The following is a 24,090-nucleotide window of genomic DNA, read 5'->3' on the forward strand; positions in this document are numbered from 1 at the left end:
CTAATTTTACAAATTTATTACGACAACAGCAAAACGTTATTGAACAGATTTATTTTGGTTTATTAGAGCTTTCATTAGGATATTGATCAAGTTTTTCATGAGACGAGTTCTTTGAAGTATTTCTTTGGAGGGGGCATATTTGTGGTTGTTCGTGGACACTATTGCATTTTTGCCATGATGATATTCAAGAGGGCATAAGTTATTATGGCTGTTATGGAGAATAATCGGTATGTTTGGGCACTAAAGACATTGTATATGTGTGATAAAGATCGTTTCCATCTTTAAATGAAAGATAACGAGATGACACCCAACCTATTTGAGTGTTATATCGGATATGGCACCAATTTCCTTCACAGTTTTTAACAAAAACCAATTCTCCAGCAGAGATTAAGCCGCAAAGTGCATACTGAGTGCTGGGACCTGTTCTAAAATTAAGATTTCTCGTAACAAAAGCATCTGCTGCCTCTGATATTGTTGTGGCTAAAAAGAAAGAGCCAAACATAAAAAAAATGACGATTTTTTTCATTTTTCTGTAAAGAATTTCTTTAGAGATTTTCTATCCTTCTCTCTTCATATCCCATATGATTTCTTTTACTAGATTATGATAAAACAGAAAAAAATACAATTCTTTCTTCTTTAGGACACTTTTAAGGAGAAGAGTGAAGTTTAACGTTTTAAACACCAAAATGAGATGTTTTAATCACTATTTGTGCATGTTTTGTTTCCTTTATTTATTTTTGTATGGAAAACAGCGATACTGTACTATATAATAAAAAAGATCGTAGTTTTCGGATTCCAAAAGTAATTTTGGAAGCCGTTTTTTGTATTTTTATTAAACCTTCCGTGTAATAGAAAGGGACGGATTATGGAAAAAGTTCCGATGACTACAGCTGGTTTTGAGAGTCTTAAAGAAGAGTTGCGTTGGCGTCAACAACAGGAGCGTCCGCGAATTATTGAAGCAATTTCTGAAGCGCGTGCGCATGGTGATTTATCCGAAAATGCTGAGTATCACGCAGCTAAAGAAGCACAAAGTCATAATGAGGGGCGTATAAATGAGCTTGAAGATTATATCGCGCGAGCAGAAGTTATAGATGTCTCGCGTCTTTCAGGTGACAAAATAAAATTTGGCGCAACCATTAAACTCTTGGATGAGGACACTGAAGAAAAAAAAGTGTATCAGATCGTAGGAGATCAAGAAGCTGATGTAAAGGTTGGTAAAATCTCTATTTCTTCGCCTATCGCACGTGCACTTATTGGCAAGCAAGAAGGTGATGTGATTGAGGTGAATGCACCAGGTGGTGCGCATAATTATGAGATCATTAAGGTTCAGTACATCTAAATAACATATGGATTATTATGCGTGTATCTTTGGACGAAACTGAGGTTATTGCGCCTCACTTTAAAAGGCGTTTGTCGGGAGTAACATCTACGATTATTCAGCTTATTCCAATGCAACGCGAACAGGGTATGCGTATATCCACTTTGGGGTTTGGTTTACCACAAACTTTACCGGCTCTTGCCTTTAGGGACCTTTTCGGACTTTGGAAAAGTCCGAAAGGGAAGCCATTTCGTATTTGGCATGCACGACGCAATATTGAGATGCTTTGTGGGATCTTTTTACGCGATGTTTTGCGAATGAAGCTTAAACTCATCTTTACTTCGGCTTCACAACGTCATCATAAGCCTTTTACCAAATGGTTGATTCGCTGTATGGATAGGGTTATAGCTACCAGTACACGTACGGGCGCTTATCTAGAAGTGCCTCATAAGGTTATTATGCATGGGGTGGATGTGAGGCGTTTTACTCCACCACAGACTTTTGATGATTGCTTTTCTTCGACAGGATTTCCAGGAAAATATGCGGTAGGATGTTTTGGGCGTCTGCGCTACTCAAAGGGAACAGATTTATTTGTTGATGCCATGATAGCATTATTGCCTGATTACCCCGAATGGACAGCACTTATCGCTGGTCGTACGACAGAGCAATATTATCATTTTGAAAAAGAGTTACGCCAAAAGATTGCTAAAGCTGGTCTGGATGATCGCATTATTTTTCTTGGTGAGATTCTGGACATCCCTTTGTGGTATCGTCGTTTAACACTTTATGTTGCACCTTCTCGTACAGAAGGTTTCGGTTTAACGCCATTAGAAGCAATGGCATCACAGGTTGCGGTTGTAACGAGTGATGCAGGAGCTTATAAAGAATTGGTTGTAGAAGCGACAGGAACAGTTGTAAAAGCAGGAGATGGTTTGGCTTTAACCGCAGCAATTGAACCTTATTTTTCTGATGTGGAAAAAACATTGGCAGCCGGAAAGAAAGCTTTAACCCATGTTCGTACTCACTTTCCTTTGGAAAAAGAGGCAAGCAAGATTGAAAGTGTTTACAAAGAACTGTTTGCGGAAAAAACACTTTGATATGATATCAAAAATCTTCTTAAGGGATGATAAAAAGTATTTTCCTTAAAGGTTTTTCATAGTCATCAAGAAAACAGCTCAATGATATAAATGTTATTTTACAAAATTTATATTGTCTTTAGTAGAACACTATAAAAAGTTCCCAAAATTTTGGATAAAAGATTAAAAATGTATACGCTTGAGAGCGATATGTAGTTTATGATAAAGCATACTAGGAGAGAGGAAAGCTACTTTTATTCATTGATATTTTAGAATAAGAAAATAATGCTTTAACTCAAGTCTGGGGATTTATGCACTATCTTATACGGTGTCGTACTGATATTGTTCGTTTTGTAAGACTTAAATAGATAGCAAAAAAACGTTTTCTTGTCTTAAAAAGATAATGATGCTATCTCCATGGATAAAATAGTCGTACATATTTTCAATAAATTCATGATAAGATGGATTTAAGATCAATATATATATATGATTTTTATAGATAATTTACCTTTTCAATTTGAATAAGAGCTTTGAGTAGCGTAAGATTTTCTTATGTCAAATCTGTTGATATTAAATCAATGAGAGCTATCCTCTAGCACATCACAATCGGAAGAAGGCATGTGGTGGATAAAAACTATTGAAGACAAGGTGTAAAGAGTTTTCTTATAAATTGTCTGAAATGCAGGCTGTTACGACATTAACAGAAAAAAATAATATGGTGGTACTAATTTATATCTTATTTTGTAGTACCGACTTGCACCTTATTATTATTTAAGTAAAAATGATGGTGACCATTTTATATCTTTCATGAAGGCTGTCGTGGAATGGGTGTGATGAGTACTGTGAGATGTTTTTTATAAGCTTGTGAGTTCGTAATATAATAGCATTTTTTTCTATAAGGAGGTAACTCTATTAAAGAGAAAAAACACTTTTATCAGCAAATATTCATATTTTTTGCATGAGAGATTATTCGTAAAAAAGAATGTTCTATGCGTCCACTTTATTTGATAAAGAAGATCAATAAAGTGAAGTTTTATATGTTATGGCTTTGAAAATATTGGTATTTGATTGTTTTTGTTGAATTATTTTTATATCATTGATATGATGATTTGTATGAAATTTTAGAAAATCTTCAGTGGATTGAGTAAGGGGTGAATATTATGATGCATACTGTTCACACCTTTTTATCTTGTAAATTTTTATCATGGTAGAATAAAATACTCTCTGCATTAGAATTGTTCACGCCAGAAAGCGGGAATAAAAAGGACGAATATTGTTATGATTTCAAGGCGTCCAGCTAACATTAGAAAACTTAAAATCCATAAAGCATGGTCGTTGATTGTAGAGAAATTACCAGTGGGGCCAATAATATCTCCAAAGCCTGGACCAACATTTGAAAGTGCGGTTAAGACCCCCGTAAAGGCAGAGGTAAAGTCAAGACCGGTTGTAAGCAAAAGTGCAGTGCCGATAACAAGGCAAAACATATAAAGACAGACAAAAAACAAAACGGCTTGAGCAACATCATTTGATATATTTGAGTGATCGTAGCGCGCTTTTACAACGACATTAGGAGAAAGAAGTTTTTCTATATTTGTTTGTGTAATACGCCAAAGAATAATGAGGCGATTGATTTTCATGCCACCAGAAGTAGAACCAGCACATCCGCCTGTAAAAGAAACAATGAAGAAAATTCCAAGCGCAAACGGTCCCCAAAGTTGATAATCTTCAGCGCTATAACCTGTGGTGCTAATAATGGATGAAAGGTGAAAAATGACATCAAGGAAAATCAAGTGGAACGCGCGATGATCATAAAACCGTAGCCATGCCGCTAAAGCAAAGCTGAAAAGGAGAACGATATGGAGAAAAACAATCACTTGTGGGTCAAGGAAGCGTTTGGAGTGTCCAGGAAGGACTAATTTAACATAAAGTACGAAGGGTAAAGCAGAAAGCAACATGAAGATTGTTGAAATAATTAAGATGGCTGGTTTATCAGAAAAATAGCCAAAAGAAGCATCATGCGTTGAAAAACCAGCTGTTGCTACTGTACTCATTGCATGGTTAATGGCATCAAATAAATTCATGCCTGCAGCAAAATAAGAAAGCATACAAGCCAATGTTAACCCAACATAAGCGATGATAATTCCGTTAGCAATTTGGTTGATGCGAGGCAATATTTTTTCAGATTTATCAGATGATTCCATATGAAAAAGTCGCACGCCACCCACACGCAGTGAAGGCAAAATTAAGAGGGCTAAACCGATAAAACCAATGCCCCCAATCCAGCATATAAGAGAACGCCATAATAAAATACTTCGCGATAAATTATCAAGATCAGAAAGGACTGTGGAGCCTGTTGTTGTAATTCCAGAAACAGATTCAAAAATGGCTCCTGCTAGAGAAATGGGAAGAGGAGAAAGATAAAGAGGTAAGGCACCTACGATGCTTCCTGTAAGCCAAAGACAAACAGTGAGCATAAAGCCAAGCCGTGCTGAAAAGCGACAAGTAGCTCCCTTAGTTGCTAAAAGAATCAGCGTTGCTAACATGGTGGTTATGGCACAAGAATAGAGAAAGCTTATCCAATTACGATTGTTGTCGTGCAAATCCACAAAAATTGGCAAAAGCATTGCTCCTCCCATGATTAAGGCAAAACGTGCACAGACATTGATAATAAATTGAAAAATGATCGTTCCCTATCTTTGTATCTCTTTTTATTATGGTTTTGTGCTCATAAGAAGTTACATTTTTCTCTTTATAGGATAAGGATTAATTCGTAACATTAGCGTGCCTTGATGAATTAGTAATCAGACCTTTTCATAAAACTTGAAAAGAAGTATACATAACATAATTAGGGCTCTTGAAAAATATTTTTTTAAAAGGCTGCATTCCGTTATCATTTATAGAATAATTAATTTATAATAAAGTGAAGGGGATTTAATGGTGCAATCGCATATTCGTCTGCTGATTATTGGCTCAGGTCCGGCTGGTTATACAGCGGCGATCTATGCAGCAAGAGCAATGCTTAAGCCGGTTTTGGTGACGGGCTTGCAGCAGGGTGGACAATTAACAATTACAACTGATGTTGAGAATTATCCAGGTTTTGCAGATCCCATTCAAGGACCATGGTTGATGGAACAAATGGCAAAACAAGCTGAGAATATGGGGACAAAAATTGTCTATGATACAATTATAAAGGCTGATTTGTTGAAGTATCCTTTTGTCTTATATGGGGATTCAGGAACACAATATTCTTGTGATGCACTGATTATTGCAACAGGAGCTCAAGCACGCTGGCTTGGTTTAGAAAGTGAACAGACCTTTATGGGCGGAGGTGTTTCCGCTTGTGCTACATGTGATGGCTTTTTTTATCGTGATAAGGACGTTATTGTCGTGGGAGGAGGAAATACGGCTGTTGAAGAAGCACTTTATTTATCGCATTTGGCTAAGAGTGTAAGCGTGGTTCACAGGCGGGGGCAGTTTCGGGCAGAAAAAATTTTGCAAGATAGGTTGCTGGCTTGTAATAATGTGCGTGTTTTTTGGGATCATGTGGTCGAAGAAATTCTGGGGCTGCCAGCACAGGGGGCAATGGGCGCTGTTGTAACAGGGGCACGTCTGAAAAATGTTAAGACAGGTCATGAGATGAAAGTGAATGCAGAGGGCATATTTATTGCCATTGGGCATGATCCTGCTGTTTCTCTGTTTGAAGGACAGCTGAAACAAAAACGAGGCGGCTATTTATGGACAGCACCGGACTCAACAGCAACAAGCATTGCTGGTGTTTTTGCTGCTGGGGATGTGACAGATGAAACATTCCGCCAAGCTGTAACAGCTGCGGGAAGAGGATGTATGGCAGCGTTGGAAGCAGAACGGTTTTTGGATATATCCAAGCGTTAGTAACTCATTGAGAAAATAGAGAATATAGAGGTAGAATTAATTGTGGCGCCACCGTTGGATTGGGATAAGTTAAGGGTTTTTCACGCTGCAGCAGAAGCGGGATCTTTTACGCATGCTGCTCAAAAACTTCATTTATCTCAATCAGCCGTTTCACGACAGGTTTCGGCTTTAGAACAAGAGGTTGGGGTATCCTTATTTCAACGTCATGCGCGTGGTTTGATTCTTACAGAACAGGGAGAAACTCTTTATCGTACAGCTCATGATGTTTTGATGAAGCTTGAAAGTGTGCGTTTGCAATTAAGTGAAAGCTATGCAAAACCAACGGGGCACTTGCGTGTGACCTCGACCTTTGGAATGGGGGCAGGGTGGATTGCAGAGCGTATGCCAGAATTTCTTAGTCTTTATCCTGATATGCAGGTTCAGCTTTTGCTTTCCGATGAAGAGCTTGATTTGACAATGTGTCATGCGGATTGTGCTGTTCGCTTACATCAACCCAAACAACCTGATCTTATACAAAGAAAACTCTTTACAATTCATATGCATGTTTATGCTTCGGAAAAGTATATTGCAAATTATGGAAAGCCGGAAAAATTATCTGATCTCGATGAGCATCGTATTATTTCGTTCGGTGAACCTGTTCCACCTTATTTGTCTGGTTTAAATTGGTTGGAAAAGGCTGGTAGAAGTGATGGATCATTGCGCGTTTCAGTTCTACAAATCAACAATATCATCTCAATAAAGAATGCGCTTATGCGTGATCTTGGGATTGCTGTGCTTCCTGATTATATCGTCAATAATGATGAGCATTTGGTGCGTCTTTTTCCTGATATGGTTGATATTCCTTCTTTTGATACTTTTTTTTGTTATCCTTATAATTTAAAGAATTTGGCAAGGTTAAATGCTTTTCGAGATTATATTTTTTTAAAAGCTCGTCAGTGGTCTTTTTAATATTAATGTCTTAATTTATAAGGAACAATTAGCTGTTTTGCAACTTGAGACTCCCGTAATATTCTTTCGTTTCAAATTTGCTCATATTGAATCAATTAAAATTATTCGTTGCACATTAAAAGTGGAGGGAGTCTGCGCGGGTAAATATTTTTGAAAAAAGGGATAAATGTTTTTTTACAAATGCTAGCAAACGTGAGAGCTATTATATAATGGACAATCGTGTGATGGTGTAGCTTACATTTTTATATTTAATTAAAGAGAGTGCTACATAATGGAGACAAATTTAAAGCTATGTGTTTATTGCATAGCAGATACGCTTAAGTCTTTATTGTGCTTTTTCTTATAAAATGACATAGAATGCTATCTCTTGATTATGTTGCCTCCCAGTGCGTTTTCTTGAGTGTTCCCTTACGAAGATCTATCAGATTGATTTTATCTCTGAAGATTTTCCAAATTTGCCGGACAATATGTCCGGCTTTTTTTTTATTATTTTTGAAAGAGTCCTTAGAAATTGCAATATATGGGAAGATGATAAGGAAAAAATTTCGAAACTTGTGGATATCCAACAATTTTTTAAGAATACTAAAATTCAATGAGGAGTTTAAGAGAGATTTATCCTGTTATACCATAAAAGTCTGTCTTTTAGGGGTGTGATATAAAATATTTAAAACCTTATACATGAAGTGCTTTTTATTAGAGTGTGAGGTGAATATTTAAGGCAGGTCTTGTTCATAAAGCCTATGAAGTAAATCAAGTAGTTATTAGATAGAACTTAAAGGAAACTGGATTGCTTACACAACGATGGGAGGTGGCTTCTTCTTCATTTTAGGACGAAGAAGAAGCCGAGAAATAGAAGAGATTCTATTGTAAGGGCCTTTGATTATAAGGGCAATTGTGTTTAAAAGCGCTCGGTCTTTTTTAGAGTTATAAATTGAATGGAGAAAGCAGAATAGGTTTTTCATCTCTTATGATAATAGACCGATTCATTTATTTGATAGCTAGATTTTTTTGATCTTTATCTACAGCCTCTATTTTTGCTGAATCGATAGATTTAGACCATGACACAGTTTCCGATATTTTCTCGGATATACTGACATTCGGTAAAAACAATCACAAGAGATGATATTTAAAAATTTTAAATTAGACTGTTGCAAAAGCGCTGTATACGTATACAAGCTTCTTCAAGTAATTCTTCTGATGTTGCATAAGAAATACGAAAAGCTGATCCAAGTCCAAAAGCAGATCCTTGGACGACAGCAACAGCTTCTGTTTCTAGAAGCGCTATGGCGAAGTCCTCATCATTGGTAATACATTGGCCGTTAGGTGTTTTCTTTCCAATAATTCCGGAGCAAGAAGGATAAACATAAAAAGCACCCTCAGGCGTTGGACAGTGAATGCCAGGAGCTTGATTTAGCATGGAGACAACGAGATCACGGCGTGTTTGAAAAATACTTTTATTTTTAGCAATAAAGTCTTGTGGCCCGTTGAGTGCTTCAACCGCAGCCCATTGTGAAATGACACTTGTTCCAGATGTTTGCTGTCCTTGAATGGTATCCATGGCTTTAATTAATTCTTTTGGTCCGCCTGCATAGCCGATTCTCCATCCCGTCATCGCATAGGCTTTAGAAACACCATTCATTGTGAGTGTACGCTCATAAAGCGCTGGTTCTACTTGAGCTGGAGTAACAAAGGTAAAACCCTCATATGTGAGATGTTCATATATATCATCGGAAAGGATATAAACATGAGGATATTTTACTAAAACATCTGTGAGTTTTTTCAATTCATTATGTGTATAAGCAGCACCTGATGGATTTGAAGGAGAGTTAAAGATGAACCATTTGGTTTTGGGGGTAATGGCAGCTTCTAGCTCTTGGGGTTGGAGTTTATAAGAAAATTCGGCTTTCGTTTCTAAAAAGACAGGCTTACCATCGTTGAGTGCGACCATTTCTGGATAACTAACCCAATAAGGGGATGGAATGATGACCTCATCTCCTTTATTCAAAGTTGCCATGAATGCATTAAAGAGAATTTGTTTTCCACCGGTACCAACAATAATTTGTTCTGGTTGGTAAAGAAGGTTATTTTCTCTTTTAAACTTTGCAGAAATTGCTTGGCGCAATTCTGGAATTCCAGATATGGGAGGGTATTTTGTTTCTCCTCTTCGAATAGCTTCAATAGCCGCGTTTTTGATGTTGTCTGGGGTATCAAAGTCTGGCTCTCCAGCACTTAAAGCAATAACATTGCGCCCTAATGCTTTTAAATGGCGGGCCTTTTGAGAAGCAGCTATTGTTGCAGAAGGTTTGATAAGAGACAGTTTGTCGGCAATAAAAGCCATAATTTTAAATCCTTATATTATATCAACAAATGGTTATTGCTTTAAGGATATTCTATAAGAGATTATATTGTATGCAATAAAAAACTTCTAAAATACTCTTACACGGGCTTTATATTCTTCTTTTTTGAGATTTCACAAGATAATCTCTTTGTAGATTTTATGAAAGTTTTGAGGAAGTATAAGGGAGGTTTGATAAATTGTGCAAAGGAGATAAGCAGTCTTTTATGTTAACAAGGTAAAATGATGCTTTATACAAAATAAAAAAAATCTTCGTCATTACAGACGAAGATTTTTAAGTAAAATATTGCAGAATTTAAACTTTAAAGGGCTGCAAGGTTACCAGCGGCAAATTTTCCTGAACGACGATCTTGAAGAACATCATAAGAAATTTTTTGCCCTTCATTAAGACTGTTTAGACCAGAACGCTCGACAGCAGAAATGTGTACAAATACATCTGCACTACCATCACTAGGTTGAATGAATCCGAAACCTTTTGTTGTATTAAACCACTTAACTGTTCCTGTAGACATAGGAAACTCCTTAGAATATATAATTATATTGAGTATTGAAGCTTTCATTTCTTCAATACGGTTGTAGATCGAAATTAGGTGGGAGAAGTTTCGTCGAAAGTGCAGATTGCACAGGAAAGAAAGTCACGTAACCGAAAATTCGATGAAACCTCTATAAAAGTTTTTGGAACAAAAAGCAAGTCTTAATCAATTTTTATATAAAGAAAAAATAAGAAAACAGTGTACATTTTGTTAAGTAGAAAAATTCAACTGAAATAACTTTGTAGTGAACGTACTTCAAGGCGCCTTTTTTTGAGTGCTTTTATCGCTTCTACAACGGCTTCGGCTCCAGCTATTGTTGTATAATAGGGAACATTTTGCATGAGGGCTGCATAACGTAATGATTTTGAATCTGAGATGGCACTGGCCGTGCTAGTTGTATTAAAAATCAATTGAATTTTGCGATTACGAATAGCGTCTTCAATATGGGGGTGTCCCTCTAGAACTTTGTTAATTTTTTTTGCTTCAACGTGGTGTTCGGTGAGAAATTTTTGTGTTCCACTTGTGGCGACAACAGAAAAGCCAAGCTCAGTTAAACGTTTTACAGGATTTAAGATGCGTTTTTTATCTTCATCTCTTACAGAAACGAACAAAGTTCCCTCTTTAGGGAGTTTTACACCAGCTCCAAGTTGGGCTTTAGCAAAAGCAAGCGAAAATTCATAGTCAAGTCCCATAACTTCACCGGTTGAGCGCATTTCTGGACCAAGAAGTGTATCAACACCTGAAAAACGAGCAAAAGGAAATACTGCTTCCTTGACGGCAATATGTTGTTTTTTTTGCAAAGAAGGTAATCCACCATAAGCTTGAAGAGCATCATGAAGCGTTTCTCCTGCCATAATACGTGCAGCCATTTTAGCAATAGGGCGACCAATCGTTTTTGCAACAAATGGGACAGTACGTGAAGCACGGGGATTGACTTCTAAGACATAAATGGTGTCATCTTTTATAGCATATTGTACATTCATTAAGCCGCGAACATGAAGTGCTTGTGCTAATGCTTTGGTTTGGCGCTCTAATTCAGTAACTATTTTATTTGAGAGCGTATGGACTGGTAGAGAACATGCTGAATCACCAGAGTGGATACCAGCTTCTTCAATATGTTCCATAATACCAACGATCAGTGTTTCGTTACCATCACATAGACAATCAACATCTACTTCAATTGCTTCTGTTAAATAGGTATCAAAGAGAAGCGGATTTTTACCAAGCAATATATTGATTTGTCCTGTTGTGTCGTTAGGATAACGGACTTTGATATCTTCTGAAATTAATTCAGGGACACTCTCAAGTAAATAATTTTGTAAGCTACGTTCATCACGAATAATTTGCATAGCACGTCCTCCTAAAACATAAGAGGGACGTACAACCAAAGGGAAGCCTAGTTCGTGGGCAATGAGGCGTGCTTGTTCAATGGAGTGGGCAATACCATTTTGAGGTTGTGTTAAATTAAGTTTAAATAACAGTTTTTGAAAGCGGTCTCTATCTTCTGCTAAGTCGATAGCGTCAGGTGAAGTACCTAGGATGGGGATATTGTGTTTTTCTAGAGCGCTTGCCAATTTCAAGGGTGTTTGTCCGCCAAATTGGACGATGACTCCAACCAAATCTCCTTTTTCCTGTTCTGCTTCTAAAATAGCGATAACGTCTTCTGTTGTTAAAGATTCAAAGTAAAGGCGATCAGAGGTATCATAGTCGGTTGAAACTGTTTCAGGATTACAGTTAATCATAATCGCTTCAAATCCTGCATCACGCAGTGCAAAAGCAGCGTGGCAGCAACAGTAATCAAATTCAATACCTTGCCCAATGCGGTTTGGTCCACCGCCTAAAATAGCAATTTTTTTGCGTTCAGAAACGTGTGCTTCCGAGTGCTCTACACCTGCAAAGGGAACTTCATATGTTGAATACATATAGGCTGTAGGAGAAGAAAATTCAGCGGCACAAGTATCAATCCGTTTGAAGACGTGTTTAACATTCAGTGATTTACGTAAAGCTGCGATATAATCGGGTTCTTTCCCTGTAAGGGAGGCTAATCGCGCATCTGAAAAGCCCATAGCTTTTAACATACGTAAATTATCTGCGTCTTGGGGTAATCCATGAATGCGGATACGCTGCTCCATTTCAATGATGGAGGCTATTTGTTCTAAAAACCACGGATCAATTTTGCTAATTTGGTGAATCTCATTTAAGGGTAAGCCTGTGCGCATGGCTTGAGCAATATAGCGTAGACGATCAGGGCTTGGTATGGCAATGGCTGAGCGTATAGAACTTTTTTCATCACCTTCAGCATGCTCTGGAATCACAATTTCATCAAGACCCGTAAGCCCTGTTTCAAGTCCACGGAGTGCTTTTTGTAACGATTCTTGAAAAGTGCGTCCAATTGCCATGACTTCTCCTACAGATTTCATCGCAGTTGTGAGGACAGGTGATGAACCGGGAAATTTTTCGAACGCAAAACGAGGAATTTTTGTCACAATATAGTCAATAGAGGGTTCAAATGATGCTGGTGTTGCACCACCCGTGATATCATTTTTTAATTCATCAAGTGTATAACCAACAGCCAGTTTAGCCGCTACTTTGGCAATGGGAAACCCCGTTGCTTTTGAGGCAAGCGCTGAAGATCGAGAAACACGCGGATTCATTTCAATAACAATGAGGCGCCCATTTTCAGGATTGACAGCAAACTGTACATTGGATCCCCCCGTTTCAACACCAATTTCTCGCAAAACAGCAATCGAAGCATTACGCATACATTGATATTCTTTATCGGTTAAGGTGAGAGCAGGTGCTACAGTGATCGAATCACCGGTATGAATCCCCATTGGATCAATGTTTTCAATAGAACAAACGATGATACAGTTGTCGTTCTTATCACGAACAACTTCCATCTCATATTCTTTCCACCCTAAAACACTTTCTTCAATTAATACTTCTGTTGTTGGTGAAGCTTCAAGCCCACGTTCAATAATTTCATAGAATTCAGAGCGGTTATAAGCGATTCCACCACCAGTTCCACCAAGGGTGAATGAAGGACGAATAATAGCTGGAAGCCCAACAACATCAAGAGCTTGAACTGCTTTTGCTGTTGCATGAGCGATATAATGTTGTTTGCGATCAGCTTCGGTATGTCGCCAGTTGCGCTCAAGTTCTTCGAGTGCTTTGTCAAGCGCAGCACCAGAAAGTTTTGCTTTAAGTTCAGCACACGTTTTTGCGTGTTGTTGGCGATTTTCTTCTTTCAGTTCTGTTGCATTGGCTAACATAGAGCGTGGCGTTTCCAAACCGATTTTTGCCATCGCTTGGCGGAATAAAGCACGATCTTCAGCTTTATCAATAGCATCAGCATTGGCTCCTATCATTTCAACATGGTAGCGGTCTAAAATACCCATACGCTTTAATGATAAAGCAGTATTGAGGGCTGTTTGTCCTCCCATAGTGGGCAAAAGGGCATCGGGACGCTCGTGAGCAATAATTTTGGCAACTATTTCAGGAGTAATGGGCTCTATATAAGTTGCATCAGCTAGATCTGGATCTGTCATAATCGTGGCAGGATTAGAATTTACCAAAATAATTCGGTAACCTTCTTCTTTTAATGCTTTACAGGCTTGAGTGCCTGAATAATCAAATTCACATGCCTGACCAATGATAATAGGTCCTGCTCCGATGATAAGAATAGATTTTATATCTGTGCGTTTGGGCATGGCTTTTTCCTATGACAAATATCTGTGTGCGATTGTTGCGGGCAAAATATTTTAGTTCTGAGGCTACCGTCATTTTATAAGTTAAGTGACAAAGAAGTAAGCATTAAAATACCTTTTCCATGCTTTTTTTCATAAAATTGAAGATAAATTTCTTTTTTGAGTTGAGTCATCTCGTCAGTTTATCAAAAGTATGACCTTTGATAAAAAATAATAACAGTGCTCCAACAAATTAGAATATTCAAGCATACTGTGGAGCATAAAAAGCCGGAACATCTTTCCAATCCATTGCCGGCATACTTTCTTTGTGTTTTATGACGTTTTTTGCTTAAGAGAGCACGCGCTTTTTCTGTTGCTTGTAAAACATAAGCTATTATTTATGGTTCGATGGGATTTCGTAAAATAAAATGGGAAGCTTATCGTGTTGTTCCGTAAAATACTGCCGTTTAGAGTTGTGATATAAGGTATGAAAATTTACCACATTAAGGTGTTTTTGTTAGAGTGTATGATAGAATTCAGAGCAGGATTTGTCTGTAGAGAGCTTATGAAATAAACCATATCAAATGGGTTCAGTTGGAATCTGTTATATAAAAAGCAAGATTGTTGATAGATCAGCTCTGGTCGAAGTTTCCGTCTTAGGGTAGGAAGAAAGTCAATCTATGTATCTTTCCATTTCATAAAAAGGTGAGAGTGTATTTTAATACAATGGCTAAGGAGATAATTTCAGAATGATTTTGTTTGTTTTTAAAAGATAGTGAATACTCTCCCTTTACTTTATGGATGATGTTCAAGACTTATTTAAAATATAAAGAAGGCTAAAATGCTGAACATTTCCCAAACGAGAGTATTCTGTCTGAAAGATGTATCAATAGGAAAGCTTTTGGTGGCTAGGTCTCAAAAAGGGATTTGTCATATAGCGTTAGGAGACACTATAGAGCAATTATTACAGGAGTTTACGATACGCTTTGGTGATGCACAACAAGTTGTAGGTGACAATACATTTAAGAGAGAAGTTGCCCATATTATAGCCATGATAGAAACACCTAAGCTGGTAAAAAAATATAATTTTCCCTTAGATATAAATGGTACAGTTTTTCAACGACAAGTATGGGCAGTATTATGTGATATACCATGTGGTGAAACAATTTCATATGAGATCTTAGCATGCCGTATTGGTATGCCGAAAGCTTTTCGTGCCGTTGCTCATGCCTGTGCACGTAACGAATTGGCTATTATCATTCCGTGTCATCGTGTTGTGCGTAAAAATGGTTTTATTTCAGGGTATCGTTGGGGGGAAAAACGGAAACAGATTTTACTACAACGGGAACAAAATGGAAAAATTTAACTTTGTGTGATGGGCATTATAATCGTTACAGTTGTTCCTTTCATTTCTTTTGAAGTAATTTCAAGTTTTCCTTTGTGGAGTTCTAGCAAGGAGCGTGAAATGGCTAATCCAAGACCTGAGCCCGTATGAGATTTAGTGAGCTGATTTTCGACTTGTTCAAAAGGTTGCCCAAGTTTTTTAATTGCTGATTGGGGAATACCAACGCCTGTATCTGTAATTTTAAAAATAAGGTTATTTTTTTTCTTGAAAGCGCAGACATCAATATTTCCGCCAGAAGGCGTAAATTTAACGGCATTAGAGATGAGATTAAGGAAAATCTGTTTCATTGCACGACCATCAACTTCAGCATGAAGTTCTGGGGTAATGTTTGTTGTAACAACAATATTTTTTTCTTGAGCTTGAGGTGTTAGTGTTCGTACTGCTTCACTAATGATGGGCTCAAGATCGGTATTTTTACAATCAAGCGTAAATCTTCCTGCTTCGATTTTTGACATATCAAGGATGTCATTGATAAGGGTTAGAAGATGGGTTCCTGAATTGTAAATATCATGCATATATTCCTTATAGCGTTGTGAACCAAGAGGACCAAAAGTCGATTGCAACATGATATCTGAAAAACCAAGAATAGCATTCAGAGGCGTGCGCAATTCATGAGACATATTGGCTAAAAATTCTGATTTAGCCTTATTAGCACTTTCGGCGCGTTCTTTTTCTGCTTTCAAACTTTTATTAAGTTTTTCAACTTCTGTTGCGCGTTGTTGAGCACTCCCTCGCGCGCGCTTGAGTTCTTGAATGAAAGAAAAAAGACGCCTTTCACTGTCTTCAAATTTTTCCTGTTGTTGTTTAAGCTCAGAAATGTCAGTACCAATACAAACCAATCCTCCATCTTGGGTTCGTCGTTCGTTAATTTTGAGCCAACAACCATCTGCCGTTTGGCGAATACTGGTTAAGTTACCAGTACCATCATCTTTAAGGGGATATTCACTGAGTGCAGGGCGTGCCATGGCTTCGACCGTTGCACGTTGGATACCTGATTGGAGAATTTGTTTAGGAATAGCGGCATATTCGCAAAATTTGCTGTTGGACATGACTAAACGTCCTTCAGCATCCCACAAGACGAAAGATTCTGAAATGTTTTCAATCGCATCACGGATACGAAGGTCGGCTTGCGCTGTTTGTTCAGCCAATTGTTGCTGTTCACTAATATCGAAGGAAATACCAACCAAATGGGGTTCTTCTTCTTCAGTAACTTCGGCACGAATGCGCATCCATACATAATGACCATCAGCATGACGCATAGGAACGTTAATATCGATATGCTTCTTTTTACCGCTCATTAATTCCTGAGCAAGATCAAAAAAATTCGCATCATTTGGATTGATAATGGCGCTAATTTGGGAAATTGAGAGCAGTGCATCTTGAGGGACATAGCCGAGCATTTCGTACATTGCTCGTGACCAGTAGACACGTCCACTTGCCATATTCCAATCCCATAGTCCACAGCGTCCACGCATCATTGCCATATCAATACGGTTTTGAATTTTTTCTGAAACAAGATCTGTTTTGCGTGCTCGTACAATTTGGTTGTAATAAGCATAAAGAAGAGCGAGGATAACGCCACTAGTTCCAATAAACATGGTTATATTTAACGAGAGAGCTTTCCGCCATTCCATGTAAATATGTTGCATTTTTTCACTGATGAATACCCCATATTGTCCATTTTCTGTTTGCTGAAAGGAAGCGAGAGCAGGAATATCTTTTCCTATTGTAATTTTCATGATTCCAGCATGTTTTCCTAGAGCTTGTAAAGCAATGCTTTCAGAGGTTAAATCCTGTAAGGGTTTTCCTAAGACAATCTCGGAACTTGATGAAGCTAGGACATTGCCTTTTTGATCGACAATAGCAATAACAGCGCTGGTTTTTATAAGACCTTTGTTACGAAAATTAGTCAGGATATTTTGTAAATGATTATGAGAAAGAACAGCAGTTTTTCCTTGTCGAGTGGCTGCAAGTAAGTCACGGTCAATCGTATTGGTAATATGAGAAGCTAAGAGAGTGATGGTAGAATGCGTGTTTTTATCAATTGTGTTGCGCCAATCATAGATTGATAGGAAACGGATCGCTGCTAGCGTAACAAGAAATGCAAGAATTACAAATGGGAGTGAACGTCGCAGCCAAGGTTCAATAAAAAGAAGTTTTTGATAGGCAGGACCAGAAAACAGATTGGTACGCTCTGTCCGCTCCTTGCGACTTTGAGCGCTTGATTTTGAATCAGCATACACCTCCCTTGGCGCATTATATGCGTCCAATTTAGCCATCTCGCGTTCCTTTAATTCTGGAATAATGTGATTTAAAAACTGCTTCGATATTCATAGTAACCCCATCGAGTGCAATGAATCAAAACAGGAGTCTTCTGTCCAGTCTTTTTTTTAAAAAAATAATTTTACTTTTATAATTTTGGAATATGAAAAGAAAAAAGTACTTTAAACGTGACCTATAAACAGGCTTAGATTACCTGTTTATAGGTTTAATGATGATCGAATAGTTTATAGAATTTATTTTAAAAAATATTATAGCATATTGATTTAAAATAATTTTTTGTTTTAAGTGAGCAGACGATTAATGATATCAGCAACATCGCTTGATAATTTTGGCGCAACAGCAATCATTTTTAATTCAGTTTCAAGTTTTTGTTGTCGAATAGGTTCTAATTGTCGCCAAGAGCGCATCATTGTTAATAATCGTGAAGCAAGCTGTGGATTTTTTTTGTCAATTTCCAAAATGACTTGGCAAAGAAAATGATAAGACGCTCCATCCATCCTATTAAAGCCCGTGAGATTGTTAGAGGCAAAAACACCGATTAGGGAACGTACACGATTAGGATTATCTTGTGAAAAAAGCGGATGTTGCATGAGCTTTTGAACATTCTCGAGTGTTGATGTGCCAGCAACCATTGCTTGAATAGAAAACCATTTATCCATGACCAAAGGGTCATGCCGATAGCGGTTTTCAAAATCATTTAAGGCATTTTGTGCCTGCTCACTTTCATTAAAACGCTTCACGAGAACAGCGATACTAGCCATACGGTCAGTCATATTATCAGCTGTTGCATATTGTATAGCAGCTCGATTTGGATTGGCTTCAGCAATGGAAAGGTAATCCAGTATGATATTCTTTAATGCTCGTTTTCCAGCTTGTGCAGTGTTTGGTGAATAGGGCTCTTGGGTTTGCATTTGTCCATAGAATTTTGTTAAGAGCTCTTGATGAGTTTGTGCAAGTGAAGCTAAAAACTGATTGCGGACATAATGAATACGATCTGGGTCAATATTTTTACCGATTGTATGAGCAAGCTCAACTTCACTAGGTAAATTTAAACAGAAGGCACGAAATTCAGGCTCTAAGGTTTCATCTGTTATGATCGTTTCAATCAGCTTTAGCAAAGCAGAAGGGAGTGTTGCTTTTTCTTGTGTTTTATCTTGAATGCTTTGAATCAAAGCTTGCGTCATTAAATGATTAAGAGATTGCCAGCGATTGATGTGATTGTCATCATGTTGTGCAAGAAAAATAAGTTCTCTTTCATTGAATGGAGTGTGTAGAATGATTGGTGCTGAAAAGTCCCGCAGCAGTGATAAAACGGGTTTTTCACGCAGTCCCTTTAATGTAAACGTTTGGCTTTCCTTGGATAAAAGCATAACATCTGATTGAATATCTGTATCTGCTTCATAGGTGAGGTTTTCTCCGTTAGGTCCTAACAAGCCAAATACGATAGGGATAAGCATGGGCTTTTTTGTATTTTGTTGTGGGGTTGCGGGAATATGTTGCTTTGCATGAATTGTTAAAACACCATCGCTATAATGACTATCGATTTCTACATTGGGTGTTCCTGCCTGTTCATACCATAGCATGAATTGGGAGAAGTCTTGACCAGACACTTCAGCAAAACAGGTAATAAAATCTTCAATTGTACAAGCTTGTCCATCATGACGTTGAAAATAAAGATCAGTGCCTTTACGAAACAGAATAGGACCTAAAATAGTTCGTATCATGCGAACAACTTCAGCACCTTTTTCATAAACAGTTGTGGTGTAAAAATTATTAATTTGGCTATATTGACGAGGACGTACAGGATGCGCAAGAGGTCCTGCGTCTTCTGCAAATTGCGTTGCTTTTAATGCTTTTACATTTTCAATTCTCTGTAGGCTGCGTACATTTTGATCTGATGAAAATTCCTGATCACGATAAACAGTGAATCCTTCTTTTAAACAGAGTTGAAACCAATCGCGACAGGTAACACGATTACCGCTCCAATTATGGAAATATTCATGTGCAATGACACGTTCAACATTTCTATAATCCTGATCGGTTGCTGTTTCAGGATCGACAAGAACATATTTATCATTAAAAACGTTAAGGCCTTTGTTTTCCATTGCTCCCATGTTAAAGTCGGACACAGCAACAATATTGAAAACATCAAGATCATATTCGCGTCCGAAACATTGTTCATCCCAACGCATGGAACGTTTAAGAGCATCCATTGCATAGGTTGCGCGTTCGGTTTTTCCTTTTTCTACATAGATACCAAGCTCGATACGTCGTCCAGATACAGTTGTAAAATGGTCTTCTAACTTATCAAGATCTCCACCTACTAAAGCAAAGAGATAAGATGGTTTGGGATAAGGATCTTCCCAAATGGCAAAATGGCGATTATTCTCTAAAGTTCCTGTTTCCACCAGATTACCATTGGAAAGCAAGATTGGGATTGTTTGGGAATCTGCTTCAATTTTCACTCTATAGGTAGAAAGAACATCTGGGCGGTCGTAAAAATAAGTAATACGACGAAAACCTTCCGATTCGCATTGTGAGCAATAAACACCATTTGAAAGGTAAAGCCCCATAAGTTGGCGGTTGCTTTCAGGATTCAGTTCTGTAACCAATTTCAATGTAAAAGGAGCCGTTGGTGGCGTTGTAATTTCTAAACGTGAAGGCGTCACTTTATAAGTGTTTGGGGCTAATATCTCATCATTAATAGAAACGGAAATTAAAGTAAGATCATCACCAGAAAGAACAAGAGGTGTTAATTCTTTTGTATCGTGACGGGATTCAATAGACAATATGGCTGTAACATAGGTTTTTGTCGGTGCCAATTGGAAAGAAAGTTGTGTTTTAGGGATAACGTAAGGGGTTGGTTGGTAGTCTTCCAAACGATAAATAGATGTTATTGGCTGTTTCATAGTTTTTTCCCATTTGTATTTTAAGAGTTAAAGAAGGGTGTGTTAATTTTAGAAGCAAGATAGGATTAAAGAATTACAAAAGGCTGTCGAGGCGATTTTTTACTTCTAAGAAGTCTATCCATGTAAGCTTCTTTTGACTAGGGGTTCTAAGAAGGTAGGCTGGGTGGAAAGTTGGCATAACAGGTATTTTTATATTATCCTCGCTTTCATAGATATGCCATTTCCCTCTTGTTCGGATAATCCCATTTTGAGATCCAGTAAGAAACTGTGCAGCAACACCTCCCAGTGCTATAAGAACACGAGGACGCGCTAAATAAATGTGCCGTTCAATAAAAGGGCGGCACAAGGCAACTTCTCTTTGTGTTGGTGTACGATTTCCTGGTGGACGCCAAGGAATAGTGTTGGCAATGTAAACATTATTTCTTGTTAAGCCAATTGATGCGAGGATTTTATTAAGCAACATCCCGGCTTTTCCCACAAAAGGAATTCCTTGTATATCCTCGTCTCGTCCTGGTGCTTCGCCTATAAGCATCAGGGGGCTTCCTGCTGTTCCATCTGAAAAACAGGTATTTTTTGCTGTCAATTTTAATGAACAGCCATTAAATGCAAGGAGAGCAGATTTTAATTCATCAAGTGTCTTGGCACTTTTTGCACTCTCTATAGCTGTGGATTCATTTTGTATAGTCCTAGAGTTATGCAGCTGATGATGATCTAATTTTACGGTTGGAGATGTTTTGGGAGATGCTTGTTGATTATGAGAAATGTTCACGACAGATATTAATTTTCTCTCTGAACAAGCAGACTGCTTAAAACGATCAATAGGGAAATCCGTCAGAACGGCATCCGCACCACTTTCTTTATAAAAGTTTAAGAGTTCTTCATATGAAATTGAGCACGGCGTTTGATTTAACATTTTACTTTTTCTAATGATCTAGCGATTATAGATCAAACAAAATTATCCTTCAAGTTTTATTAAATGTATTCGCTAGCCATTAATGTATAAGAACGCTGATAGGATTCTCTCTTTTCACAAAAAAGGCAAATCGTAAAATGCGAGTGTTCGCGATTATATACATCTTTAAATGTACAATTTGTTTAAATTGCTCTATTTCAACTTTTAAACAGACTAAACGCATTCATAATAAAAGATTTTTTTACTGAATACAAGTGGTGTTATAATATTTGTTATCATTGTATTATATATTTAATACTTAATTAAAGTTACTTTTGTAGTATTTTATTTATAAAATAAAGTATAAATTTTTTATTATTATATCTTTTAAATAATTTTTATTAAAAAATAAATATATTAATGAATATATAAATATTAATTTGATATGAAAAAAATACTAAGACGTTATAAACTATTTTTACAATGGGTTAAAAGCAATGTGTGGATATATTCTTTTGCTTTTTTTACCGCTGAAATGAGAGGTTCATTTAATGCTAAATGCGCTGCAATAGCGCTTGAGAGAATGCAACCTGTTCCTCGCATTGTTCCTTTTAAACGTGGAGTAGAGATATTTATGACTTCAGTTTTGTCAATGAAGCTATCAATTGCAAGAGGCCCCTCCGCATGTCCCCCTTTTACTAAAATAGAGCGAGCTCCCAATGACAAAAGTTTTTTTGCTTGTTGTATTGCTTGCTTATCATGAGATGCCAATGGACTTTGGCTAAGAAGAGCGAGTTCTTCTCTATTCGGTGTTAAAAGATCAACATGAGGAAGCAGTTTATCGATCATAGTGTCGATGATTGTTTCCGTTATTAGTTTTCCTCCTGATGAAGCGACAAGTACAGGGTCCAAAATAACTGGAACATGGGGATAGTCTTTGAGTACGTTACAGATTGCTGCTATAATTGCTTTTGTCCCCGTCATACCGATTTTTATTGCGCTTATTGGATTTGCTTCTAGGGCAGCACGCATTTGCGCAGCGACGAGGTCTCCACGCATTGGAATGATTTCGACAACGCGATTATCATCTTGTACGTTAACACAAGTAATTGCTAAATTTGCTTTTATTTGAAAATGCGCAGAGGTTTCTATATCACGAACAATACCAGCACCTCCTGTTGGATCAGTGCCCGCAACAATAAGAATGGAAGGTATCAACGCCATGTTTGTGTCACTTTTATCCACTGCTGTACACGCTCTTCAGGTTTTTTATGGAGGATAATATCAGTCACAACAGCAGCACTATTTGCTCCTGCTTTTAAAACACCAACTGCGCGTTCTGGTGTTAAACCACCAATACCCACCAAAGGTAAAGCACCAATCCGCTTTCTCCATTGTTTGATTTTCTCTAATCCTTGCGGCATCCATTTCATTTTTTTTAAGATTGTCGGATAAATAGGACCAAGTGCAATATACTCAGGATTAGCAGAGAGTGCGGTATCCAATTCATGTTCATCATGTGTACTAAGACCAACTTTTATATCACTTTTACGAATTGCGTGAAGATCAGCATTGCTCAGGTCTTCTTGTCCCAGATGAATAAAATTGCACTTTTCATCAATTGCTATTTCCCAATGATCATTAATAATTAATTGTGCTCCCAATTTATTGCATATGTTTTTTGCACGCTTGATATGTTGACGGATTATTTGTTGATTTTCATGTTTCATACGCAATTGTACGAGCTTGATACCAAGAGGAAGCAAACGTTCAATCCAATCAGCGTTATCAACGATGAGGTAAAATGGATCCAGTTTCATGAAAATACTGCTTTTCCAATGATTGGCGTTGAAGGGACTGCTACACTGCGTGCTTCGATCATGCCAGCTTTATATCCCATACGTCCTGCTTGAACAGCTTTAGAAAATGCTTCAGCCATTAAGACAGGATCACCTGCTTTAGCAACTGCGGTATTAAGCAGTACTGCATCATAACCGAGTTCCATCGCAATGGCGGCATGTGATGGGCGTCCAATGCCGGCATCAATAACAAGAGTAGCATCAGGAAGGTAAGCACGGATAGAACGCAATCCATCAGTATTATGAGGTCCTTTGGCAGAACCAATAGGAGCACACCAAGGCATAATAACACGGCAACCAATGTCAAAAAGTTTTTCAGCAACAATGAGATCATCCGTTGTATAGGCAAAAATTTTGAAACCTTCATTGTTTAAAATTTGAGCAGCTTCGATTAAGGAAAAAATATTTGGCTGTAAGGTATCTGAATTACCGATAATTTCGAGTTTAATCCAAGCCGTTTTAAAAAGATCTCTTGCTAATTGGGCTGTGGTTACGGCCTCTTTAACAGTATAACAACCAGCAGTATTAGGAAGCACTGTTACCCCAAGTTCTTGAAGAAATTTCCAAAATTGTCCACCTTGTTTTCCACCTGCAGTTTCACGGCGCAAGGAAACAGTTACAATTTCCGTATTCGATTTATGAATAGCATCACGAAGGATTGCTGGTGAAGGATATTGCGCTGTACCTAATAGAAGACGGGAAGAGAATTGTCGTCCATAAAGATTCAGCATAATTTTAGCCTCCTTGCATTGGGCTTAAAATTTCAATTTTATCTCCTTCATGCAAGACAAATTGGCTTCGTGCATCTATGGGAACAACTTCAGCGTTAACAGCAGTTGCAAGCCAATTTCCTTCATACCCCAATTCTTCAAGCAAGAGACCGAGAGTCATAACTTCTGTTTGGACTGTTTCACCATTAACAAATATTTGCATG

At 37.7% G+C, this 24,090-nt stretch carries 17 protein-coding genes; 5 read left to right on the forward strand and 12 right to left on the reverse strand.

From position 1 onward, the window contains the following. Positions 1-211: 211 nt before the first annotated feature. Positions 212-526: an SH3 domain-containing protein gene (locus tag ACFIK3_RS01740; protein WP_375630822.1), complete on the reverse strand. Its 315-nt coding sequence runs from the start codon at positions 524-526 to the stop codon at positions 212-214. A gap of 339 nt (positions 527-865) precedes the next feature. On the opposite strand from ACFIK3_RS01740, the gene greA reads away from it, so the two are divergent. Continuing rightward, on the forward strand, positions 866-1,339 hold the full coding sequence (greA, locus tag ACFIK3_RS01745; protein ID WP_007347010.1) for a transcription elongation factor GreA: 474 nt from the start codon (positions 866-868) through the stop codon (positions 1,337-1,339). A gap of 17 nt (positions 1,340-1,356) precedes the next feature. After that, a complete protein-coding gene (locus tag ACFIK3_RS01750) occupies positions 1,357-2,415 on the forward strand; it encodes a glycosyltransferase family 4 protein (RefSeq protein WP_375676173.1) in 1,059 nt (352 codons plus the stop codon). A gap of 1,208 nt (positions 2,416-3,623) precedes the next feature. Here ACFIK3_RS01750 and ACFIK3_RS01755 read toward each other — a convergent pair. Then, complete coding sequence (locus ACFIK3_RS01755; RefSeq protein WP_273791219.1) at positions 3,624-5,018, reverse strand: TrkH family potassium uptake protein; 1,395 nt, start codon at positions 5,016-5,018, stop codon at positions 3,624-3,626. Between the two features lie 310 nt (positions 5,019-5,328). Here ACFIK3_RS01755 and trxB point away from each other — a divergent pair, with 310 nt between their 5' ends. Further along, a complete protein-coding gene (gene trxB, locus ACFIK3_RS01760) occupies positions 5,329-6,285 on the forward strand; it encodes a thioredoxin-disulfide reductase (protein ID WP_375630817.1) in 957 nt (318 codons plus the stop codon). Between the two features lie 42 nt (positions 6,286-6,327). Beyond that, a complete protein-coding gene (locus ACFIK3_RS01765) occupies positions 6,328-7,233 on the forward strand; it encodes a LysR family transcriptional regulator (RefSeq protein ID WP_273791217.1) in 906 nt (301 codons plus the stop codon). A 1,135-nt stretch (positions 7,234-8,368) separates the two neighbouring features. On the opposite strand, the gene ACFIK3_RS01770 is transcribed toward ACFIK3_RS01765, so the two are convergent. The 3 genes from ACFIK3_RS01770 to carB form a co-directional block, all read right to left on the reverse strand. Beyond that, positions 8,369-9,571 (reverse strand): pyridoxal phosphate-dependent aminotransferase, encoded by a 1,203-nt coding sequence (locus tag ACFIK3_RS01770; RefSeq protein ID WP_273791216.1) that lies wholly within the window; start codon positions 9,569-9,571, stop codon positions 8,369-8,371. A 320-nt stretch (positions 9,572-9,891) separates the two neighbouring features. Continuing rightward, the gene (locus tag ACFIK3_RS01775) at positions 9,892-10,101 is read right to left on the reverse strand and encodes a cold-shock protein (protein ID WP_012754908.1); all 210 of its coding nucleotides are present in this window, start codon (positions 10,099-10,101) and stop codon (positions 9,892-9,894) included. 245 nt (positions 10,102-10,346) lie between these two features. Then, on the reverse strand, positions 10,347-13,832 hold the full coding sequence (gene carB / locus ACFIK3_RS01780; protein ID WP_273791215.1) for a carbamoyl-phosphate synthase large subunit: 3,486 nt from the start codon (positions 13,830-13,832) through the stop codon (positions 10,347-10,349). Between the two features lie 817 nt (positions 13,833-14,649). On the opposite strand from carB, the gene ACFIK3_RS01785 reads away from it, so the two are divergent. Next, complete coding sequence (locus ACFIK3_RS01785; RefSeq protein ID WP_273791214.1) at positions 14,650-15,174, forward strand: methylated-DNA--[protein]-cysteine S-methyltransferase; 525 nt, start codon at positions 14,650-14,652, stop codon at positions 15,172-15,174. Here ACFIK3_RS01785 and ACFIK3_RS01790 read toward each other — a convergent pair. The 7 genes from ACFIK3_RS01790 to thiS all read right to left on the reverse strand — a co-directional run bounded on the left by ACFIK3_RS01790 (position 15,171) and on the right by thiS (position 24,089). After that, positions 15,171-17,492, reverse strand: coding sequence for an ATP-binding protein (locus tag ACFIK3_RS01790; RefSeq protein WP_375676174.1), 2,322 nt, complete (start codon positions 17,490-17,492; stop codon positions 15,171-15,173). The two genes, ACFIK3_RS01785 and ACFIK3_RS01790, sit on opposite strands and share 4 nt — an antisense overlap. 285 nt (positions 17,493-17,777) lie before the next feature. After that, positions 17,778-20,405 (reverse strand): aminopeptidase N, encoded by a 2,628-nt coding sequence (gene pepN / locus ACFIK3_RS01795; RefSeq protein ID WP_375676175.1) that lies wholly within the window; start codon positions 20,403-20,405, stop codon positions 17,778-17,780. A 73-nt stretch (positions 20,406-20,478) separates the two neighbouring features. Then, entirely contained in the window at positions 20,479-21,318 is an 840-nt protein-coding gene (locus tag ACFIK3_RS01800; RefSeq protein WP_375676176.1) for a uracil-DNA glycosylase family protein, read from the reverse strand. 444 nt (positions 21,319-21,762) lie between these two features. Beyond that, positions 21,763-22,521 (reverse strand): hydroxymethylpyrimidine/phosphomethylpyrimidine kinase, encoded by a 759-nt coding sequence (locus ACFIK3_RS01805; protein ID WP_273791118.1) that lies wholly within the window; start codon positions 22,519-22,521, stop codon positions 21,763-21,765. Beyond that, positions 22,512-23,117 carry a thiamine phosphate synthase gene (locus ACFIK3_RS01810; protein WP_273791117.1) on the reverse strand — a complete coding sequence of 202 codons (606 nt, stop codon included), beginning with the start codon at positions 23,115-23,117 and terminating at the stop codon, positions 22,512-22,514. Before ACFIK3_RS01810 ends, ACFIK3_RS01805 begins: the two co-directional genes overlap by 10 nt. After that, positions 23,114-23,887: a thiazole synthase gene (locus ACFIK3_RS01815; RefSeq protein ID WP_273791116.1), complete on the reverse strand. Its 774-nt coding sequence runs from the start codon at positions 23,885-23,887 to the stop codon at positions 23,114-23,116. The genes ACFIK3_RS01810 and ACFIK3_RS01815 overlap by 4 nt, the downstream gene beginning before the upstream one ends. A 4-nt stretch (positions 23,888-23,891) precedes the next feature. After that, positions 23,892-24,089: a sulfur carrier protein ThiS gene (thiS, locus tag ACFIK3_RS01820; RefSeq protein WP_273791115.1), complete on the reverse strand. Its 198-nt coding sequence runs from the start codon at positions 24,087-24,089 to the stop codon at positions 23,892-23,894. Position 24,090 lies beyond the last annotated feature (1 nt).

Source organism: Bartonella sp. CB10SXKL (assembly GCF_042195515.1).
Classification (GTDB): domain Bacteria; phylum Pseudomonadota; class Alphaproteobacteria; order Rhizobiales; family Rhizobiaceae; genus Bartonella.

What these genes read in the sequence shown, in the direction of transcription:
- thiS (WP_273791115.1), bottom strand. Translation starts at nt 24,089, where the DNA reads ATGCAAATATTTGTTAATGGTGAAACAGTCCAAACAGAAGTTATGACT.
- carB (WP_273791215.1), bottom strand. Translation starts at nt 13,832, where the DNA reads ATGCCCAAACGCACAGATATAAAATCTATTCTTATCATCGGAGCAGGA.
- ACFIK3_RS01790 (WP_375676174.1), bottom strand. Translation starts at nt 17,492, where the DNA reads ATGGCTAAATTGGACGCATATAATGCGCCAAGGGAGGTGTATGCTGAT.
- ACFIK3_RS01810 (WP_273791117.1), bottom strand. Translation starts at nt 23,117, where the DNA reads ATGAAACTGGATCCATTTTACCTCATCGTTGATAACGCTGATTGGATT.
- ACFIK3_RS01775 (WP_012754908.1), bottom strand. Translation starts at nt 10,101, where the DNA reads ATGTCTACAGGAACAGTTAAGTGGTTTAATACAACAAAAGGTTTCGGA.
- trxB (WP_375630817.1), top strand. Translation starts at nt 5,329, where the DNA reads ATGGTGCAATCGCATATTCGTCTGCTGATTATTGGCTCAGGTCCGGCT.
- ACFIK3_RS01785 (WP_273791214.1), top strand. Translation starts at nt 14,650, where the DNA reads ATGCTGAACATTTCCCAAACGAGAGTATTCTGTCTGAAAGATGTATCA.
- ACFIK3_RS01805 (WP_273791118.1), bottom strand. Translation starts at nt 22,521, where the DNA reads ATGGCGTTGATACCTTCCATTCTTATTGTTGCGGGCACTGATCCAACA.
- ACFIK3_RS01815 (WP_273791116.1), bottom strand. Translation starts at nt 23,887, where the DNA reads ATGCTGAATCTTTATGGACGACAATTCTCTTCCCGTCTTCTATTAGGT.
- ACFIK3_RS01740 (WP_375630822.1), bottom strand. Translation starts at nt 526, where the DNA reads ATGAAAAAAATCGTCATTTTTTTTATGTTTGGCTCTTTCTTTTTAGCC.
- ACFIK3_RS01800 (WP_375676176.1), bottom strand. Translation starts at nt 21,318, where the DNA reads ATGTTAAATCAAACGCCGTGCTCAATTTCATATGAAGAACTCTTAAAC.
- greA (WP_007347010.1), top strand. Translation starts at nt 866, where the DNA reads ATGGAAAAAGTTCCGATGACTACAGCTGGTTTTGAGAGTCTTAAAGAA.
- ACFIK3_RS01750 (WP_375676173.1), top strand. Translation starts at nt 1,357, where the DNA reads ATGCGTGTATCTTTGGACGAAACTGAGGTTATTGCGCCTCACTTTAAA.
- pepN (WP_375676175.1), bottom strand. Translation starts at nt 20,405, where the DNA reads ATGAAACAGCCAATAACATCTATTTATCGTTTGGAAGACTACCAACCA.
- ACFIK3_RS01755 (WP_273791219.1), bottom strand. Translation starts at nt 5,018, where the DNA reads ATGCTTTTGCCAATTTTTGTGGATTTGCACGACAACAATCGTAATTGG.
- ACFIK3_RS01770 (WP_273791216.1), bottom strand. Translation starts at nt 9,571, where the DNA reads ATGGCTTTTATTGCCGACAAACTGTCTCTTATCAAACCTTCTGCAACA.